Source organism: Alteromonas hispanica (genome assembly GCF_010500915.1).
GTDB classification, from domain to species: Bacteria; Pseudomonadota; Gammaproteobacteria; order Enterobacterales; family Alteromonadaceae; genus Alteromonas; species Alteromonas hispanica.
Genome location: NZ_JAAAWP010000001.1, coordinates 151,428 through 172,292, shown reverse-complemented (window position 1 = coordinate 172,292; position 20,865 = coordinate 151,428). Strand labels below are relative to the sequence as shown.

Here is a 20,865-nt window from a genome sequence, read left to right as displayed (position 1 = left end):
TGGGTGAAATTCACTCACTTTTTCATAATTTTTTGTGCAAGTGCATAAATGCCTTTTATACTCAGGATAAAGCAATAACTATTTGATACGATTAATGTTGTAAAAATTGTTAACTGGTAGGATTAGTTCTTGCGGTTCTGGTCAAATGATGTAATGATTTTGTTAATCGTTATGGTTGGTCATGATGTCGAGCATGCTATCGCGTCGACTTGGGAGTATAAAAATATGAAAAACAGGCCTAGCGCTTTTAAGATTTCACCAATTGCAGCAGGGGTTCTCACTCTGCTAGGTGCTGCTGCAGTTCCTGCTCACGCCGCCAGTTGGCAAGTAGGTGATGCAAACATCACGTTAGATTCAACATTTTCACTGGCTACAAGTATTCGTACCGAGGCGAGAGATTATGATCTTATCGGTAACAGTAACCATCCTCAATTCAATTGGTCGGGTTATCATGCGGCATTTAATCCTATTTACACGAGCGGTGATGTCTGGGGCTTAGCTGACGGTGGCTACTCTACGAATGGTGACCTTGGTAACTTGGCTCACGATCCGGGCGATGCGTTTGCCACTCAGATTTCAGGTACTCACGAGTTAGACATCAACTTTGGTGATTACGGTTTCTTTGCTCGAGGATTCTGGTTTTATGATTTTGAGCAAATGGACGGCGACCGCCCATATTCAAACCCAATAACAGGCAACCAGTACGATCTTTGTCAAGACCCTGAAGCAGAAGACTTGCTGTGTACCGATGTGCGTCTATACGATGCTTTCTTCTACGGTGATTGGTGGGTAGGCGATAAGCCGCTAACACTTCGCGTAGGTCGTCAGGTTATCAGCTGGGGGGAGAGTACATTTATTCAGCATGGCATCAATACAACAAACCCTGTTGATGTAACCCGGGCCCGTGCACCTGGTGCCGAACTAAGAGAAGTATTTCTACCGGTAGGCATGGTTTACGCCTCGTTAGGTCTAACACCAGACGTAAGTATCTCTGGTTACTATCAATACGAATTCCAACGCAGTTGGTTGCCTGTGTCAGGCAGCTATTTCGCCGGAAATGACTTCGCGGGTGACGGCGGCCAACGCCAAAACATTCAGCTAGGTTTCAGTGGTAACCCAGATATTGACCTAGAGCACTTGTTGAGCGCGCTTAACGGGTATGGTGATTTGTTACGTTCAGGGGCCAACCCTGCCGATGTATCTCAGGCATATTTAGCCTACCCAACCAAGGTTGCGGTTCGTGGTTTCGGTGATGACCCTCACAATGAAGCAGATGACCAAGGTCAGTACGGTTTACGTTTAACGTGGTTTGCACCTGAAATTAACGAGACTGAATTTAGCTTTTATCACATTAATTATCACAGTCAACGTCCGCTTATCTCTGGTGTGACATCAGACTTTACTCAAGCGGGTATTGGTGCCGATCTAGCGTTTATCGCCGGCAATGAAATTACCCGTGACAACATCACAGATTTACGTGCGTTTACAAAGTCTGAATTCTTCTACCCTGAAGATATTAAGCTTTACGGCATGAGTTTTAATACTAACATTGGCACAACAGCCCTTGCGGGTGAATTTGCATATCGTGTAGACGAGCCACTGCAGATTGACGACGTTGAATTACTGTACATGGGCATGCCAGAACAGCTTGCAAATGCAGGTCTGCGTCCTGACTTAGCCGGTATTTCTCAGTTGAATAACATTGGCCGCGCAGTGGGTCCTGGTGAAACAGCGCAGGGCTTTATTTTCTCTGATACATGGCAGATGCAGTTTACAGCGTCTCACGTATTTGGACCTAAGTTTGGTGCAGACAATTTTGTACTCCTTGGTGAAGCCGGTTACGTAAATATTGTTGATATGCCAGATCCAAACGTAGTGAGACTGAATGCACCTGGTACGGCAAGAACGCCATCACTAGAGCCAACGGCCACGGGTAATGCTCGCCAGGGTCTTCACCTAGGCTTGTCAGACGGACCGGAAACCAATCCGTTCGCTACTGACGATGCATGGGGCTATCGACTACTTGCTGTTGCCGATTATAATTCAATTTATGCCGGCATGAACCTACGCGTAAGAGCAACGTTTTCACATGACGTAGAGGGCACCACACCCGATCCTCTATTCCTTTTCACAGAAGATGTTAAGTCTGCTGCTTTTTCTATGACCTTAGACTACTTGAGCAAGTGGTCGGCAACAGCGTCATACAGTGCATTCTGGGGCGGTATTGGTACAACTAATGCGCTTGCAGATAGAGACTTTGTTTCATTTAACATCAAATATGCAATCTAAAGAGTGGTACTTATGATTAGAAAAGTAGGAATTATTGCAGCCGCCTTGTCACTAGCACTATCTGGTGCAAGTGTTATGGCGAAAGTCTCAGACGCTGAGGCGAACAAATTGGGTAATGAGTTAACGCCGCTTGGTGGCGAAGTTGCAGCCAATGCCGATGGCAGTATTCCAGCATGGACTGGCGGTATTACCTCAGCACCTGCAGGCTACTCGGTGGGCGATCACCACCCAGATCCATTTCCAGAAGATAAGGTGTTATTTGAAATAACAGCCGATAACTACAAAGAATATGCTGAGTACTTGTCGGAAGGGCAAAAGAAGCTGTTCGAAACATACCCAGACACGTTCCGTATGCCGGTTTATCCAACCCGTCGTTCGGCCTCAAACCCGCAGGCTATATACGACGCAACAAAAGTGAACGCAACGCGCGCTGAGCTTTTAGACGGTGGTAACGGTATTAAAGGCGCGGCGATTGGTATTCCTTTCCCTATCCCACAAAACGGGTTGGAAGCTATATGGAACCACATCTTACGTTATCGCGGTGAAGCCGTTCAGCGTAATGGTGGCCAAGCAGCGGTTACTACCGGTGGTGACTACAACGTCATTGGTTTCGACGAGCAGCTTCTCATTAAGTACGCCGAAGAAAACGCAACTCCAGAGCAACTTACTGAAGACAATATTTTGTTTATGTTTAAACAGAAAGTCACTCAGCCTGCTCGTCTTGCAGGTACGGCATTGCTTGTTCACGAAACTGTAGACCAAGTGAAAGAGCCTCGTAAAGCGTGGACTTACAACACGGGGCAGCGTCGTGTTCGTCTAGCACCAAACATTGCCTATGACACACCAGGAACAGCAGCTGATGGCCTGCGTACTACTGATGACTTTGATATGTTTAACGGTTCACCTAACCGCTACGATTGGAAGCTGGTAGGTAAACAAGAAATGTACGTGGCGTATAACAACTATGCATTACACTCAGACAATGCTAGCTATGAGAAAATTCTTACGCCAAACCACGTTAACCCTGATCTAACACGTTGGGAAAAGCACCGCGTTTGGGTAGTTGAAGCCACATTGAAAGAGGGCTTCCGCCATATTTATCAAAAGCGTGTGTTCTTTATAGATGAAGACAGCTGGCAAATTCAAGTTGCTGATATGTATGACAATCGTGGCGAACTCTATCGTGTTGCTGTAGCGTATGGTGTAAACTATTACGAAGTACCAACGCAGTGGTCTACGCTAGATTCATATCACGACTTAAACTCGCGTAGATACTTAGCTATCGGTTTAGACAACGAAGAGCAGATGTACGACTTTACTGTACGTCCTCGAGATGTTGAATTTACACCGCAAGCGTTACGACGAGAAGGTATGCGCTAACAGCCTTACACAACAAACGGTTGGCACTTGCCAACCGTTTTTGTTTACAGACAATTATTTTTAGGGGGAATGGTTCAATATGAAAAAAACCATTGCAGCGTGCATTGCCGCCACCTTTGCAGTGAATACCGTAAGTACTGCAATTGCTGAAGAAGCATTTATGGCACCATTAGTAGAACAATCTGTTTTACTGGATATAGACGCTGATAAATATGTTGTTATTGTCGGTGAACGTGGGCATGTGCTTATTTCTGAAAACGGCAGCGACTTTAACCAAAAACAAGTACCAACGCAGTCAACCTTAACGGCCACTACCGTGGTTGGAAGCAACATTTGGGCGGTGGGTCACGACGCAACCATTATCCATTCATCAGATAAAGGTGAGTCTTGGGAAGTACAACAGTATCAGCCCGACTTACAGCGTCCATTTCTTGATGTTCTTTTCTTTGATGAAGAACACGGTATTGCAGCGGGCGCTTATGGCCTTTTTTATCGTACATTAGACGGCGGTAAAACGTGGAGTGCGGAACGGCATGCCAGTCTTTTAGACCCTTATGATAGGGAATATCTAGAAGAGATTAGAAAAGAAGACGAAGCTTTTTATCAGCAAGAGTTAGAATCTATTCTTCCTCACATAAATCGAATAACGCTAGATAACGATACGCTGTACCTTGCTGGAGAGGCTGGTTTATTAGCAAAAAGCGATGACTTTGGAAAATCATGGCAGCGTTACAGCGTAGATTACACAGGTTCGTTTTTTGACATCAAGCCATTAGATGATGAAACCGTGTTAGCCGTTGGCCTACGTGGAAACATGTTTGTTAGTCGCGAGTCGTCGTCTTGGGAATACATACAAACGTGTTCAACAAGCACATTAAACTCCATTCTTATAAGCTCAGACTCTGAAGTTTATGCATTAGGTAACAACGGTAAAATGGTAAAGGCGACGCGCCCAATACCTACAAGCATGCGCGACCCTTATGCTAATCCTACCGACTGTAAGCCTGGAGAAGGTATTTCCGTTTCGCAAATTGACGATAAAGCTGCAATTCTCAATGCAAAGCAGTTTAAAGGCCTCAACATCGCGGTGTCAGCGAACGGCGTGAAAACGTTGAACTTAAAATAGGGCAGTATAAAAACAATGACCCATTTTCTAGAAAAATTAGTCTTCAGTAACCGCAAAGTGGTAGTCGCACTTTTTGCTATTGCTACGGTTTTCTTAGGCTATCAAGCTTCTCAAATGCGTTTAGACGCAGGCTTTGAAAAAAATATTCCTCTTAATCACGAATACATGCAAACCTATATTGAGCATCGCCAAGATTTTGGTGGCGCAAACAATATTCTTGTTTCTGTGTGCGATAAAAACGATAACATCTTCAATAAAAACTTTTTCGACACGTTTAAGAACGTGCATGACCAGTTGTTTTTTATCAATGGTGTAAATCGTTCTTTAGTTATTTCTTTATTTTCTCCTTCTACACGCTTTACCGAAATTGTAGAAGGTGGTTTTGCCGGGGGGCCGGTAATTCCAGCCGACTTCAATTCCTCAAATCCTGAGGCGCTTGAACTTGTAGCAGCGAACATTGAAAAAGCGAATATAGTTGGTCGCCAAGTATCCAGCGATTACAGCTGCGCAATGGTAACTGCGCAATTGCTCGACATCGACCCACAAACCGGCGAACCTCTCGATACTCTTGCGCTTGCCGCAGAGCTAGAGGAGCAACTTCGCGGCCAGTATGAGAACGAGCAAACGTCTATTCATATTATTGGCTTCGCTAAAATGATTGGCGACGTAGCAAATGGTGCAAAAGATGTGTTGGTTTTCTTCGCCATCGCAATCGCAATTACGGCCATCATGGTGTATTTCTTCTCTCGCAGTATAATGCTTACCGTGCTTCCATTGCTGTGTTCTGTCATCGCGGTGATTTGGCAACTTGGCCTACTGACCTCTATTGGCTTCGGCATGGACCCCATGTCTATTCTCGTGCCGTTCCTGGTGTTTGCCATTGGCGTAAGCCACGGTGTGCAGATGATAAATGCGGTAGAGAAGCAAGCTGTTAAAGGAATTGGTGCAAAACAAGCATCTATGGCAGCCTTCAGAAGCTTGCTTGTACCAGGCGGTATTGCATTGCTTTCTGATACTGTGGGTTTCATGACCTTATTGGTTATCGACATAGGTATTATTAGAGAGCTAGCTATCACGGCCAGTATGGGTGTTGCGGTTATTATTTTAACCAACCTTCTTTTATTACCTGTGCTTATGAGCTTTTTGAAGCTTGATGAACGCTACGTAGAAAAGTTTGCGGGTAAGGAAAAATCAAACAGTAAGTTCTGGGATATGATTGCGGCGTGCTCTCGTAAGAAGCCGGCGGCTATCATATTAACCATTACTGCTATTTTGTTTGTTTTTGGTCATTTCCAAGCTCAAAAGATGAAAATAGGCGACCTACATGCCGGTGCGCCAGCTCTTCATGAAGACTCGCGATATAACCAAGATACGTTCTTAATTACCGATAAATACGAAGTTACTGTCGATTATATTTCTATTCTTGTAGAAACCACACCAGAGGCCTGTACGTCGCACAACGTGATGAAAGCCATGGACGACTTCCAATGGAAAATGGAAAACGTTGATGGTGTGCAGTCTGCTGTGTCTTTGGCATCGGTAGCAAAAATTGTAAACGCAGGTTACAACGAAGGGAATGTGAAGTGGCAAGTTATCCCTCGTAATCAGCAGACTTTAGTGCAGGCAATTTCACGCGTACCTACCTCATCGGGTTTATTAAACGGTGACTGTTCAGTTATGCCAATCATCCTGTTCATGGAAGATCATAAGGCAGAAACTATTTCACGGGTTGTTGATGCAGTGAAAGACTACCGCAGCGACTATGAAACAGACGATATGAAATTTAGCCTTGCTTCAGGTCCTGTTGGCGTAATGGCAGCAACAAACGAAGCGGTGAGTGAAGCACAAGATCCTATGATGCTTTATGTCTTCGGCGCTGTTATCGCATTGTGTTTAATCAGTTTCCGTTCGATTAGAGCAACGTTAGTCGTGGTTATACCTCTGTATGTTGTATCGGTCCTTGCTCAGGCACTAATGACATACCTACAGATTGGTCTCACCGTTTCTACCTTGCCAGTTATCGCACTGGGTGTGGGTATTGGTGTTGACTATGGTATCTATATACTTTCTACAAAGAGTTTAATGCTCAAGCAGGGTGCAACAGTCCAAGAAGCGTATTTTGCGGCACTGAAAGAGCGTGGTAGTGCGGTGTTGTTTACAGGCGTAACACTGGCAATTGGTGTAAGTACATGGGTGTTCTCATCGCTTAAATTCCAAATGGATATGGGAATATTGCTTACATTTATGTTTGTCGTAAACATGCTTGGTGCAATTATTGTACTGCCAGCCTTGGCACGCTTCCTCTGGTGGAACAAAAATGACCCAAATGCATAAATTATTTTTGCATAGCTAAGCAAAAAAAAGGGGCCTTTTGGCCCTTTTTTTAGGTGTTTTTTGCATAGTTATCTATGCTGTTAATATAAGGTTAAAAAGGGGCTTTTAATAGGCCGCTTTATTAGGGAAAATACAAAGGTTTTCAGCACTTACGATATTACTATAAGGTTAACAAATGACAGTCACCTCACAGCGACACTCAGTACTGCTAGATAACGTATTCGAACTTATCGACAAAAAAGTAGATGCGAAGCAGAAGTCTCTTGTGCAGCAATTCGGACGTCTGTTGTATAAAAACATATCAAGCGATGATTTAGAAAATCGCAACGACAGCGACCTTTACGGTGCCACCCTCAGTTTATGGAACGCACTTTCACGATTCGACCACTCTGCACCCCACATAAGAGTTTTTAACCCGGAAATTGCCAAACATGGCTGGCACTCAAGTCACACTATTGTTGAAGTGATTGTGTCTGACATGCCGTTCTTAGTCGATTCGGTTCGCATGTCTTTAAACCGATTGAATATCACTGCGCACTTGTTTCTTCATAGTCCTATTGGCATTAAGCGTGACGAGAGCAACAAGGTAGAAAGTTTTTCAGAGCAGGGTAAGACATTAAACGGTGCTAAAAAAGAAACGGTGATTTTCATTGAGGTAGACCGCCAAACGTCTAAGAAAGACATAGAACTGCTTACCAAAGAATTGCGCTCAGTGGTAGACGAGGTTTCCCTTGCCGTTGCTGATTGGCAAGATATGACTAATACTTTGCAGAACGTGATTAAAACCAGTGAAAGTTTCAACTGGCCAATCTCGAGTGATGAAAAAGAACAAGTTAATCGTTTCCTTAACTGGTTAAGCGACCACAACTTTACCATGATGGGCTACCGTTATTACGACGTGAAAGCCATTGAGGGCGATCACCGCTGGATCCCAAATAACGACAGTAGTTTAGGTTTATTAAAGAACTCTATTAATAACCGAGAACGGTTGTTATCAAAGCTGCCGGCATCGGCACGCACCGAAGCCTTAAGTGAAAACCCGCTAATTTTAACCAAAACCAATTCAAGAGCGCGAGTTCACCGTCCTGCCTACATGGACTATGTGGGTGTAAAAGTGTTTAACGAAAACGGCCAAGTAGTTGGTGAGCACCGCTTTTTAGGTCTTTACTCTGCATCGTTCTACAACCAGAGTGTTGTTGAACTGCCCATTCTGAAAGAAAAGATTGAGAAAATTTGCGCGTTGTCGGGCTTTGAGCCTGGAACTCACGCATACAAAGCGTTTGTCAATATCGTTGAAACATACCCTAGAGATGAATTACTGCAAACGCCTGCTCAAGAGCTAGCGCAAATTGTGATGGGAATATTTCAAATGCAAGAGCGGGGCATTTCTCGCTTATTTATTCGTAAAGACACCTTTGGTCGCTTTTTCTCATGCATGGTATTCGTTCCTCGTGAGCGCTATAACACGCAACTGCGAAAAGAAACACAGGAGCTTTTAAAGGCATCACTTAATGCTTCTGAAGAAGTTGAATTTACCACCTTCTTTTCTGAATCAGTGTATGCGAGAACACACTATATCGCGCGAGTGAACGATAACAATGCGGAATTTGACGTGAAGGAAATAGAACAAAATATCATCGAGTTAACCAAGACTTGGAACGACAGACTTGCTTCTGCAATATCGGCTTCCCACGGCGAAGCGTCTGGCAAGTCGCTAGAGCGGAAATACAGCAATGCGTTTTCTCGTAGCTATATGGAGCATAACCTTCCTTCAGCAGCACTTGTCGACATCGGTAAACTTGAGATGTTAGATGACGAGCATACGTTAGATATGCTGTTTTATCGTCCTCAAGAAGAAGACTCTGAAAGCCAAATCGTTAAGCTAAAGCTTTTCCATAGAGCAGAGCCTATTCATCTATCAGATGTACTGCCTATGCTGGAGAATTTTGGGTTACGCGTAATTGATGAAAGCCCCTATAAAATCACGTGTTCAGGCGGAGAGCACAACTGGATAATGGACTTCAAAATGCTGCACAAAAGCGGTCAGCATTTTGATATGGAAAACGCTCAAGTTCTGTTTCAAGACGCATTTGCGAAGGTCTGGTACAACACGCTTGAAGACGATGCGTTCAACCGTCTCATACTAGGCGCTAATCTTACCGGTCGTAAAGTGACTATCTTGCGCGCTTATGCAAAATATATGCGTCAAACAGGAAGCTCGTTTAGCCACGATTACATTGCCAATACATTAGCCAACTACACTGATATAGCGCGCTTATTAGTTGAATTTTTCGACCAACGCTTCAACCCTAAGAAAAAGCGCAACAAGAAAAAAGAAGACGGAATTTTAGCTGACATAAAATCGCAGCTCGATGGCGTAAGCAATCTCGATGACGACAGAATTATCCGTCGTTATCTAGACATGATGTCAGCCACATTACGTACCAACTTCTATCAACTAGACGAAGCCGGTAACGAAAAATCTTACGTGTCGTTTAAGATGCTTCCAGAGCTTATTCCCGATATGCCTCTGCCGTTACCTAAATATGAAATTTTTGTCTACAGTCCTCGTGTTGAAGGTGTTCACCTGCGAGGCGGTAAAGTAGCGCGCGGCGGTCTACGTTGGTCTGACCGTCAAGAAGACTTCCGTACTGAAGTGTTAGGCCTGGTAAAAGCACAGCAAGTTAAAAATACGGTTATTGTACCTGTAGGTGCGAAAGGTGGTTTTGTCTGTAAAAAAGCGCCTATTGGCCAAGGGCGTGAGGCTATTCAAGCAGAAGGACAAGCCTGTTACCGTACGTTCATTACCAGCTTACTAGACATAACAGACAATATTGTAAACGGCGAAATCGTGCCACCAAAAGATGTGGTTCGCTTGGATGATGATGACCCTTATTTGGTTGTTGCCGCCGATAAGGGAACAGCAACTTTCTCTGATATTGCTAACGGTATAGCCGATGAGTTTAACTTCTGGCTAGGCGATGCATTTGCATCCGGTGGCAGCATTGGCTACGACCATAAGAAAATGGGCATTACTGCTCGCGGTGGTTGGGAATCTGTTAAACGTCACTTCCGTGAAATGGGGGTTAATTGTCAAACCACTGACTTCACTTGTATCGGTGTGGGTGACATGGCCGGTGATGTATTTGGTAACGGCATGTTACTTTCAGAGCATACAAAGCTGATTTGTGCGTTTAACCACCTGCACATATTTTTCGATCCTAACCCTGATGCTGCAGCCAGTTATAAAGAGCGTCAGCGTCTGTTCGAAAATCCCAGTCTGTCGTGGGAAGACTACGATAGCAAGCTCATCTCAAAAGGTGGGGGTGTATTTAGCCGCTCAGCAAAGTCCATAAAACTTTCTCCGGAAATGAAGAAATGGTTGGGTACACGACAGCAAACAATGACGCCGAATGAGCTCATCCACAATGTATTGAAAATGCCAGTAGACCTTATGTGGAATGGCGGCATTGGTACTTACATTAAGAGCTCGAAAGAGTCTCATTCTTCTGTAGGCGATCGCGCTAACGATGATTTGCGAGTAAACGGTAAAGAAGTACAGGCTAAAATTGTCGGTGAAGGCGGCAATTTAGGAGTAACACAGCTTGGGCGTATTGAATACGCCGCTAATGGTGGTCGCATTAACACCGATTTCATTGACAACGTGGGCGGGGTAGATTGCTCAGATAACGAAGTTAATATCAAAATTTTGCTCAATAGCTTGGTGAACGATGGCGAACTCACGGTAAAACAGCGTAATAAGCTACTTTACGATATGACAGATGATGTTTCTGCTATTGTATTGAAAGACTGCTATCGCCAAACTCAGTCTATTTCTATTACCGAACTAGCCGGCGTAAAACAGCTAAAAGAGCAGCTTCGCTTTATTCACGGCTTAGAAAGAGAAGGGCAGTTAAACAGAGAGCTGGAGTTTATCCCCAGCGATGATGAAATATCAGATAGGGTGGCAACAGATCAAGGGCTTACACGTCCAGAGCTAAGTGTTCTTATTGCCTATGGAAAAATGGTTATGAAGGATGCATTGAACATTCCTGAAATAACCGAAAATCCTTATCACGCTAGATTGCTGCTGCACGCTTTCCCAGAAGTACTGCGCAGTCGATTTAACGAGCATATGCAACAGCATCCGCTACGCAGCGAAATTATTGCCACCAAATTAACCAATAATATGGTGAATGATATGGGGCTCAATTTTGTGTTCCGTCTGCAGGAAGAGACCGGGGCAAGCGTGAGTGAAATTGCCGATGCCTATGCCATTGTTCATGGGATTTTCAATATGGAAAACCTATGGGCCCGCATTGAAGAACTAGACAATGTTATTTGCGCAAAACTTCAGCTTACTATGCTAGATGAAGCGAGACGCATTATGCGTCGCGGTGCACGCTGGTACATAAGGCACGGTAGCAAAACGCAGTCTATTGAGGATGCCATCGAAAGCTATCGTGGAACATTCAAAAAGCTGTCTGAGAACTTGCAGCACTACTTAGTAGAAAGTGAATACGCTCAGCTTGAAGCCGCAACGCAAAGATATATTGAACAGGATGTACCTGCAGATATTGCGTATCAAGTAGCCAGCTTCTCTAACATGTTCTCAAGTTTTGATTTGGCACAAATTGTTGAAGCTGATAAGCACGAAACCGATGTGGTAGCGAAGCTTTACTATCAATTAGGATCGCGATTGGAGTTACATTGGTTCCTCGATCAAATTAATAATCAGGCTGTAAGCAACCACTGGCAAGCTCTTGCTCGTGCGTCTTATCGTGAAGAGTTAGATTGGCAACAGCGTTCTATCGCTGCAAACCTACTGCAATCTCGCAGTGATACCGCAGATGCAGATCAAATTCTCGATGAGTGGATAGACAGCAATCAGGTGCTGTTAAAGCGCTGGTATCATATGATGTCAGAGTTTAAAACCAGCTCTACACACGAATTTGCGAAGTTTTCTGTCGCTTTACGTGAATTGATGCTTTTAAGCGTGAAGTCTAACCATTAGAATACACGCACCTTAATGATTTAAGCCCTGTTCATCAGGGCTTTTTTATATTAGCGAGTGTTTTACTACCCATGCAATCTCTTGTGCAAAAGCTGCTGCTTCAGTGCGAACCTGAAAAAAGTCACGATCTCACCATAAATTGGCTGAATAAAACGCAACATACACCGCTGAAATGGATGTACAGCACCAAACCAATTGCGCGTCCTGTAACAGTTGCAGGGATAACGTTTGATAATCCTGTTGGTCTTGCCGCAGGGTTGGATAAAAATGGCGATTGTATAGATGCTTTCTCTAGCATGGGCTTTGGCTTTGTTGAGATTGGTACAGTAACACCTCGTCCGCAGCCTGGTAATCCAAAACCTCGTTTGTTCCGACTGCCTGAAAAGCAAGCCATTATCAACAGAATGGGCTTTAATAATAAGGGCGTAGATCACCTTATTGAGCAAGTAAAAAATGCGCGCTTTAAAGGGCCCATTGGAATAAATATCGGTAAGAATAAAGATACTGAAGATGCGAAAGCCTTGGACGACTATCTTATATGCTTGAACAAGGTTTACCCTTACGCGAGCTACATCACCATAAATATTTCATCTCCGAATACCCCAGGGCTTAGAAACCTTCAGTACGGTGAGGCATTAGATTCACTTCTAGCGGGTCTTAAAGCTGCGCAAGAAACCTTGACGCAAACCCACAGTAAATATGTTCCACTGTTTATCAAAATTGCACCTGATTTAACTGATGAAGAAATTAGCAGCATTGCAGTGTCGTTAATGAACAGCAAGATGGACGGCGTCATTGCCACCAATACCACGTTGTCTCGGGATGCCGTTCAAGGTCTTCCTCATGCCGATGAAATGGGTGGGCTAAGTGGCTCAGTGATGACGGACATGAGCCTAGAGGTTACTCGTAAGCTCGATAAAGCCCTCGATAAATCAATGCCAATTATTGGGGTAGGTGGTATTGATTCTCCTGAGGCGGCTCAAGCCCGCTTAGATGCAGGCGCATCGCTCGTTCAACTTTATTCTGCCTTTATTTATCAGGGGCCATCACTCGTTAAACGTATCGTAAACGCGTTATAATACGCTCGATTTCACATAAAGCACGGGGTATTGCTGCCCCTTGCCACTACAGGTAAATGAATGAATACAATTCTGGTGACTACCAGCCGCGGTCTCGACGAACTGCTCAAACAAGAAATACTTAATTTATGTCCACAGGCACAAATAAAGCAGGCGCCGGGCATGCTGCAGTTCGAGGGCACTAAGGAAGATGCCTATAAACTTTGTTTATGGTCTCGGCTGGCTAACCGGGTTATATGGGTCTTAGCCTCTGGTAAAGCTAACAACGCAGAGAGTCTTTACAATACGGCTATGAGCGTAGATTGGCAGATGCAAATGGACTCTCGTCATACACTGTCAGTACAATTTGTAGGAACAAATTTCGCGATTAAAAACACTCAGTTTGGCGCGGTTCGTATCAAAGACGCTATCGTTGATACCTTCGTAGAACAAGGGTTGGCAAGACCGTCTGTGGAGCGCAGGCATCCTGACATTTCAGTTTACGCGAAGCTACAACGTGACAACGTGATTATGGGTATCGACTTGTCCGGTGCCAGTTTGCACCAGCGCGCTTATCGACAAGAAACCGGTGATGCTCCTCTTAAAGAACATATTGCATGTGCCATGCTCATGCGCAGTGGCTGGACCGAAAATACCGAAGCACCTCTGGTTGATTTAATGTGTGGTTCAGGAACTATTGCTATTGAAGCGGCCTATATTGCGAGAAATATAGCACCAGGAATTAAGCGCTCTTACTGGGGCTTTACCAAATGGTTGGGCCACGAAGAAAAACTATGGGATACCCTAGTAGATGACGCGTTGGCTAATCAGAAACCTTCGGCGAGCGGAATTTATGCTGCAGATTTCAGCAGAAAGATGGTATCCATAGCTAAAGCTAATGCCGATTATGCTGGTGTGTATAACGATATTGCGTTTAGTCAGCAAGACGCCACAAAATCATCGCCTCCGGTATCAACGCCGGGATATATAGTTTCTAATCCACCTTACGGCGAGCGACTTGGCGAACTTACATCCCTCATTCCTCTATTCAGTGAATGGGGAAAGCGCTTTAAAGAAGCTTGGAAAGGTTGGCATGTATCGCTGTTAAGCAGTAATCGGGATCTGTTGCGCGTGCTTAAATTACGCGCCTCGAAAGATTACGCAATGAACAACGGAAAACTAGAATGTCGCTTAGCTAATTATGTGTTAAACGAAGAGAATACCGTCCAATTTAGTGAAGATGCGGGTAATCATGAGTTCGCAAACCGACTCAAGAAAAACCTAAAAAAGCTGAAACCTTGGTTAAAAAATGCCGACACCAACTGCTATCGCATTTATGATGCTGACCTACCAGATTACAATGTGGCTATCGATAAGTATGACGACTGGTTGGTAGTGCAGGAGTACGCTCCACCGAAAACGGTGTCTGAAGATAAAGCGCGTAAACGCCTGCAAGAGGTTTTGCTACATTTACCTGCGGTAACAGGGATAGCGCCTAAAAATATTGTGCTGAAAGTACGCAGTCAGCAAAAAGGAACCAAGCAGTACGAAAAGATTAATCAGTCTGGCGACATGATGGAAGTGTATGAAAACGGTGCTCGCTTTTTGGTGAACCTTACCGATTACTTAGACACCGGACTGTTTCTAGATCACCGCGATACGCGCCAGATTGTGATGAAAATGGCGAAAGGGAAAGACGTACTTAACCTCTTCTCTTACACTGGCAGCGTGTCGGTATTTGCTGCAAAAGGTGGCGCTAAATCAGTTACCACGGTAGATATGTCGAACACCTATCTAGATTGGGCAAAGAAAAACGTAGCGTTAAATAAGCTCGAGGGTCCTCATGCGTTCGTGCAGGCCGATTGCACTGCATGGTTAGCCGACCACAAAGGCAAATACGACCTAATTTTTATTGACCCGCCATCATTTTCAAACTCTAAAAGAATGAGTAATACATGGGATGTGCAACGAGACCATGTAGATATGCTTACTCGCGCTCATGCATGCTTGAATAAAAACGGTACAGTGATTTTCTCTAATAACAAGCGCGGATTTAAGCTCGATAATTCGGCTCTCGAGGCTCTCGGTTTTACAATCGAAAATATAACCCAACAAACTATTCCAGAAGACTTCGCAAGAAAGGGCAAAATACACCAGTGTTGGACGCTAAAACTATGAAGATATTTTTTTACACCGGTCCTCAATGCAGCCTATGCGATTTGGCAGATGTGGAACTGCAAAACGCCAGCAGCTTTTCAGAATTAAACGTAGAAAAACTTAACATTAGAGACAGCACCGATTTGTACCATTTATATGGTGCCCGCATTCCCGTTTTAAAACGGGAGGATAATGGCAAAGAATTAGGTTGGCCATTTACTACAGCTGACGTGGAGGCATTTCTGCAGTGAGTATTTTGCAGTTAAAAAATATTACTGTTATTTACGGTAATCCGCCGTTATTAGATGGTGTAGAGCTTATCGTTCAACCGAAAGAGAGAGTGTGCTTGGTTGGTCGAAACGGCAGTGGTAAGTCAACCCTAATGAAAGTTATTTCTGGGGATGTTATTGCTGATGAAGGCCAGCGGATCATAGAGAACAATATTGTTATTGCGCGCCTAGAACAAGACCCTCCACAAACCACCGATGTTACTCTTTTCGACTATGTTGCTGAGGGACTGTCTGATATCGGCGAGACGCTAAAAGCCTATTTTCACCAAACCCGACTTGTAGGTGATGATCCAAGCGAGGCTAACCTCAATAAGTTACAGCGCCTTCAAGAAGCATTAGAGGCGCGAGATGCATGGCAGTTCGAGCAACAAATAGAACAAACCTTAACCATGCTGAAACTAGAGCCAGACACCTCGTTGTCTACACTATCCGGTGGCTGGCGTCGCAAAGCGGCACTTGCAAGAGCCTTGGTGCGCTCACCAGACCTATTGTTACTTGATGAACCTACCAACCACTTAGACATTGAAATGATTCGTTGGCTGGAGTCGAGCTTAAGTAATTATAATGGCGCGATTGTCTTTGTCAGTCATGACCGGGCCTTTATTCGGTCTATGGCAACGCGGATCATTGACTTAGACAGAGGTTCGGTAACCAGTTATCCGGGTAATTACGAAACCTACCTAGAGAAAAAGCAGCACGATTTAGAGGTAGAGTCTTCACAAAATGCGGAGTTTGACAAAAAACTAGCGCAAGAAGAAGTGTGGATTCGGCAGGGAATTAAAGCTCGTCGTACGAGAAACGAAGGTCGTGTGAGAGCCCTCAAAAAACTTCGAGATGAACGCAAAGCTAGGCGTGCAGTACAAGGCAGCGCCATGGTGAGTCAGCACCAGGCTGCACGCTCTGGCAAAATGGTTTTTGAAGTGGAAAACTTGTCGTACAACATTGGCGACCTTTGCATTGTCAAATCACTCAGTCTCAACGTTTTGCGTGGCGACAAACTTGCGCTTATTGGCCCTAACGGAAGCGGCAAAAGTACGCTTATCAAATTACTGCTAGGGGAGTTGCAGCCAGACGCAGGGAGCTGCAAGCGCGGCACAAATTTAGAAGTGGCCTATTTTGACCAACATAGGCACGGCCTGGACCTTGAGCAAACCGTTATCGATGCGGTTGGCGATGGGAAGCGTGACCTCATGGTTAACGGCCACCCTAGACATGTGATCAGCTACTTACAAGACTACCTTTTTACACCAGAGCGGGTAAATGCACCGGTAAAATCCTTATCGGGTGGTGAAAAGAATCGTCTTATGCTGGCAAAGTTGATGCTAAAGCCAAGCAATTTACTTGTTCTCGATGAACCGACAAACGATCTTGATGTAGAAACATTGGAAATGTTAGAAACACTGCTAAACGAGTACACGGGTACAGTGTTATTAGTAAGCCATGATAGAGAGTTTGTTGATAATGTGGCCAACAGCAGTCTGGTATTTGAGGGCCAAGGGCAGTTAAGGGAATTTATTGGGGGTTTCTCAGACGTTGAAAGCTGGTATAAAGGGCAGCAGGAAAAGCGTCTTCAAATTGAAAAAGAAGAGAAAGCCAAGACGAGGAATGAAACTAATTCCGCTTCAGACAGTCCTAGTGCTAAGTCTTCTCCCCGAAAGACGAAAAAGTTATCATATAAAGATCAGCGTGAACTGGAATCGCTTCCTGCCGAGTTAGAAAACCTTGAAGCAGAGTTAGAAGAAATGCAGGAACAGGTTAATGATCCTGACTTTTTCAAACAAGACAGTGACGCCACCGCAAAAACGCTTGCACTTTTAGCGGATAAAGAATTATTGCTGTCCCAGAAATATGCGCGCTGGGACGAATTAGAAAGTATGCTGGAAGATAATCAGCAGTAAATAGGATTTTAGATGAAACGAACTCAGCTTGCCGCCGCCGTTCTGTTGGCAACAGGAAGTGTTTCGGCGTTTGCCGCCACTTATTCAGTGACACCTCTTCCATTACAGGATACTGCACGCAGTAACTTTGGTCGCTCTATAGATGAGGCCGGACAAATGCTTACTATAGCGCAGCTTGAATACAGCCCGCCTATTGACGTAGAGCAACTCATCGAGGGGACCACGTTTTTTGAACAATTTGGTCCAGCGCTTGAAGACGAAGAGTCAGCTCGCCAAGGTGTATTTACTGACTCAGACTATTCGTCAATAGTCAGTTATTTAATTTCTAACCCAACGCTTCCTCAAATTCAAAAGTTAGCCCAATTTAGAACCTACGTTACCGACACAGTAGATGCTGAATTAGTACCAGGGTTAGATAAGATTACCGATAAATTCGATGATTACACACAGTCTGTTGAAGCATTTGGACGAGACAGTCTGAGTGGTGATTACATTGTGGGTGATTCGGGTGGCTTAGTTATTCTTGATGAATACGAGAATGAAGACGGCGATATCATTAAATACACGTATCCAGAATCTTCGCAGCAAGCTTTTGTTCAAGTCTCAGGGGAAACCAAAGTATTACCACCAGTAGACGATACCTTAGGTGGCTTCGCTTCAGCACGGGCGATTAACAACAATCTACAAGTTGCGGGTTTCAGTACTGTAAGTTTCCAAACATCAGTAGACGAGGCGAGAGAACGCTGTGATGACGATGAAGAGCGCGGCGATATTTCCATCGGTCGCTGTTTATTTAATTTATATACCGGCGATTTCACCGCGCCCCGTATTACGTCGCCCTTTATTAATACGCAAGTTGCAACCGCGCCAGCCTTTGTCAATTTGTCAGAAGTTAATGCCACTATTTGGCAGCTTGATGTTAACGGCGACGTAATAAGCACACAGACATACCCACTGCTTGAAGAACCGGCTGAGGACAATACCTTTTATCTTTACACTTACGCATTTGATATCAACAACCAAGGTATTGCAGTAGGTGAGAGCCTAACGGGTGAATTCGTTGCCATTACTCGTCCGAATCAGTCGCGAAGAGCGGAAAGTGAGCGTGTCGCAACGGTATTTAGAGACGGTGAAACTGTTGAACTGTTGCCACGTGACGAAAACATTATCAGCCAAGCAATTGCAATTAATGATAACAATTGGGTAACTGGCGCAGTATTGCCGCCATCAGACACGGCATCTCGCTCTAAGCTATTTGTTTACAACCTAGACTCGCAAGAAAAATTCTATCCTGACGGTTTCTTCACCAGTGCGGGGGTAACGCCTAATGCTATAAACAACAATAATATTGTTGTGGGCAGTGCCGACGTAGCGGCAACCAATGAAACTCAGCGCGAGCAGGCAGCATTCATGTATAACATTGATACTGAAGAGCTGGTTAATCTTAACGACTTAGTAGCGTGTGATAATACTTATGAGCTAATTGAAGCCGTAGATATTAACGACAACAATGAAATTTTGGTTAATGCGCGGATAAGAACCACTGCGAAGGAAGTTACTGGTGTCGAGATTTTAGACAGCGCCGGTGAAACTACTGATATTGATGCAATAGTGGCGGTCAAGCTCTCACCCATAGCAAACGGTGAGATAGACGATTGTGAGGTACCAGAAGATGAACAGCCTTACGAAAGGCAGGCTGCATCTATGGGGTGGTTAGCTATGTTCGGTATTTTATGTGCGGGAGTATTCCGTCGCAGGGTAAAAAGTAAAGCGCTGAGTAAATAATAAAGCTGCTATACTTGAGTATTTGTTCTCACATAATTTGTGATAAAAATCGAAAGGCTGCTCTGTTGAGTAGCCTTTTTTCATTTTAAAACCACGACTAATGTGTAATAAAAAATTTTAAAAATTGTCAAAAAAATTTCATATAAAGTTCATCAATTTATTAAATGTCAAGAACTTTAATTTCAAAATGCCCTTGAACCAATTGGCTAAGTGCACTATCTAAGTAATGTACACAAAATATTTTCCGGCACTTTCGATAACTAAAGATGTAGAGCGCCCGCGAACTGACGTTGTTGTACTTCCAACAGACAAAAGAGGCTAGTCAATGAAAAGACAAAAAAGAGATAAAATGACACGTGCACATTCTAAAGGCTATCAAGCTGGCATCAGTGGCCGTGCAAAAGAAAATTGTCCATTTCAGCAAAACGATGCTCGTTCACAGTGGTTAGGTGGATGGCGCGAGGCGGTAGAAGATAGGCACTTAGGACTAAGTGTAAAATAACATTTTCTCTTTTATACTGATTATGCAAAAGGAAAAGCCCCTTTAATAAAGGGGCTTTTTTTATCTCTAAAATTCTTTAGAAATTAGATGTATCTTGGAATAAGCCAACTTTGAGATCTTTTGCGACATATATCTCTCTGCCGTCAACTTCTACACTACCATCAGCCATGCCCATAAAGAGCTTACGCTTGATAACACGCTTCATAGTAAGTTTATACGTCACTTTTTTTGCCGTTGGCAAAATTTGCCCTGTGAATTTTACTTCGCCCACGCCCAGTGCTCTGCCTTTACCAGGTCCGCCGCTCCATCCTAGGAAAAAACCAACTAACTGCCACATAGCGTCTAAGCCTAAACACCCCGGCATTACTGGGTCGCCTGGAAAGTGGCAGTCAAAAAACCATAAATCTGGCTTGATATCTAATTCTGCAATAATTTCGCCTTTTCCGTGCTCACCGCCATCTTCGGTGATGGAAACCACGCGGTCCATCATTAACATGTTCGGTGCAGGAAGTTGGCTATTACCTGGACCAAACATCTCGCCTCGACTGCACGCTAATAAGTCGTCTCTAGTAAAGCTATTTTTTTTCTCTGACATTCCCAACTCGTATTGTTTTAAATTTCAGTGCTAATTTAGCGAACAGTTGTTCGCTAAACAACTCCGAACAGTCATTTTTATAAAGAAAAACGCGTGGTACACTAAATTCTCAATAATAAGTGTAACGATTATGACAGAAAAACCACTAAAAACAGCGCGAAACAGAAATATTAGCGATAGAGCAAAAGCGAATGCAGAGAAACAGCGACGCTTTAGAGAACGTCAGAAGGAAGCAGGTAAAAAACTCGTCCGGGGCTACGTAACACCCGAGGCAAAAGTCTGCTATGACGAAATAAGAGAAAAAACTGGCTGGACTGACAGCGAAGCCATGTCAAACGCCATGCGGCTTATGTATGCGGCCTATAAATGCGGCCAAATTAAGCTTCTTACCGAATGGTTAAGAAAAAACGAACGGTAGCGGTTAGTGTATAAAAGTG

General features: G+C 44.1%; 13 protein-coding genes. 12 read left to right on the top strand and 1 reads right to left on the bottom strand.

Going from position 1 to position 20,865, the window contains the following annotated elements:
• The first annotated feature begins 225 nt into the window (after positions 1 to 225).
• From GTW09_RS00775 to rmf, 11 genes are all read left to right on the top strand, one after another.
• On the top strand, positions 226 to 2,289 hold the full coding sequence (locus tag GTW09_RS00775; protein WP_163109914.1) for a DUF1302 domain-containing protein: 2,064 nt from the start codon (positions 226 to 228) through the stop codon (positions 2,287 to 2,289).
• 12 nt (positions 2,290 to 2,301) lie between these two features.
• Positions 2,302 to 3,669, top strand: coding sequence for a DUF1329 domain-containing protein (locus GTW09_RS00770; RefSeq protein WP_163109241.1), 1,368 nt, complete (start codon positions 2,302 to 2,304; stop codon positions 3,667 to 3,669).
• 79 nt (positions 3,670 to 3,748) lie between these two features.
• Positions 3,749 to 4,795 carry a WD40/YVTN/BNR-like repeat-containing protein gene (locus GTW09_RS00765; RefSeq protein WP_163109239.1) on the top strand — a complete coding sequence of 349 codons (1,047 nt, stop codon included), beginning with the start codon at positions 3,749 to 3,751 and terminating at the stop codon, positions 4,793 to 4,795.
• A 15-nt stretch (positions 4,796 to 4,810) separates the two neighbouring features.
• Complete coding sequence (locus GTW09_RS00760; protein ID WP_163109237.1) at positions 4,811 to 7,129, top strand: efflux RND transporter permease subunit; 2,319 nt, start codon at positions 4,811 to 4,813, stop codon at positions 7,127 to 7,129.
• Between the two features lie 175 nt (positions 7,130 to 7,304).
• Positions 7,305 to 12,143 carry an NAD-glutamate dehydrogenase gene (locus GTW09_RS00755; RefSeq protein ID WP_163109235.1) on the top strand — a complete coding sequence of 1,613 codons (4,839 nt, stop codon included), beginning with the start codon at positions 7,305 to 7,307 and terminating at the stop codon, positions 12,141 to 12,143.
• Positions 12,144 to 12,214: 71 nt separating this feature from the next.
• Positions 12,215 to 13,222, top strand: a complete 1,008-nt coding sequence (gene pyrD / locus GTW09_RS00750) for a quinone-dependent dihydroorotate dehydrogenase (protein WP_163109233.1) — start codon at positions 12,215 to 12,217, stop codon at positions 13,220 to 13,222.
• 60 nt (positions 13,223 to 13,282) lie between these two features.
• Positions 13,283 to 15,379 (top strand): bifunctional 23S rRNA (guanine(2069)-N(7))-methyltransferase RlmK/23S rRNA (guanine(2445)-N(2))-methyltransferase RlmL, encoded by a 2,097-nt coding sequence (rlmKL, locus tag GTW09_RS00745; protein WP_163109231.1) that lies wholly within the window; start codon positions 13,283 to 13,285, stop codon positions 15,377 to 15,379.
• Entirely contained in the window at positions 15,376 to 15,609 is a 234-nt protein-coding gene (locus tag GTW09_RS00740; RefSeq protein ID WP_071978906.1) for a glutaredoxin family protein, read from the top strand. The genes rlmKL and GTW09_RS00740 overlap by 4 nt, the downstream gene beginning before the upstream one ends.
• Positions 15,606 to 17,546, top strand: coding sequence for an ATP-binding cassette ATPase Uup (uup, locus tag GTW09_RS00735; RefSeq protein ID WP_163109229.1), 1,941 nt, complete (start codon positions 15,606 to 15,608; stop codon positions 17,544 to 17,546). Before GTW09_RS00740 ends, uup begins: the two co-directional genes overlap by 4 nt.
• Positions 17,547 to 17,558: 12 nt before the next feature.
• Complete coding sequence (locus GTW09_RS00730) at positions 17,559 to 19,331, top strand: DUF3466 family protein (RefSeq protein WP_163109227.1); 1,773 nt, start codon at positions 17,559 to 17,561, stop codon at positions 19,329 to 19,331.
• 325 nt (positions 19,332 to 19,656) lie between these two features.
• Positions 19,657 to 19,833, top strand: a complete 177-nt coding sequence (rmf, locus tag GTW09_RS00725; RefSeq protein ID WP_071978909.1) for a ribosome modulation factor — start codon at positions 19,657 to 19,659, stop codon at positions 19,831 to 19,833.
• Between the two features lie 76 nt (positions 19,834 to 19,909).
• Here rmf and fabA read toward each other — a convergent pair whose 3' ends face one another.
• Positions 19,910 to 20,428: a 3-hydroxyacyl-[acyl-carrier-protein] dehydratase FabA gene (fabA, locus tag GTW09_RS00720; RefSeq protein ID WP_071978910.1), complete on the bottom strand. Its 519-nt coding sequence runs from the start codon at positions 20,426 to 20,428 to the stop codon at positions 19,910 to 19,912.
• Positions 20,429 to 20,558: 130 nt separating this feature from the next.
• On the opposite strand from fabA, the gene GTW09_RS00715 reads away from it, so the two are divergent.
• Positions 20,559 to 20,846 carry a hypothetical protein gene (locus GTW09_RS00715; protein ID WP_071978911.1) on the top strand — a complete coding sequence of 96 codons (288 nt, stop codon included), beginning with the start codon at positions 20,559 to 20,561 and terminating at the stop codon, positions 20,844 to 20,846.
• Positions 20,847 to 20,865: the final 19 nt, after the last annotated feature.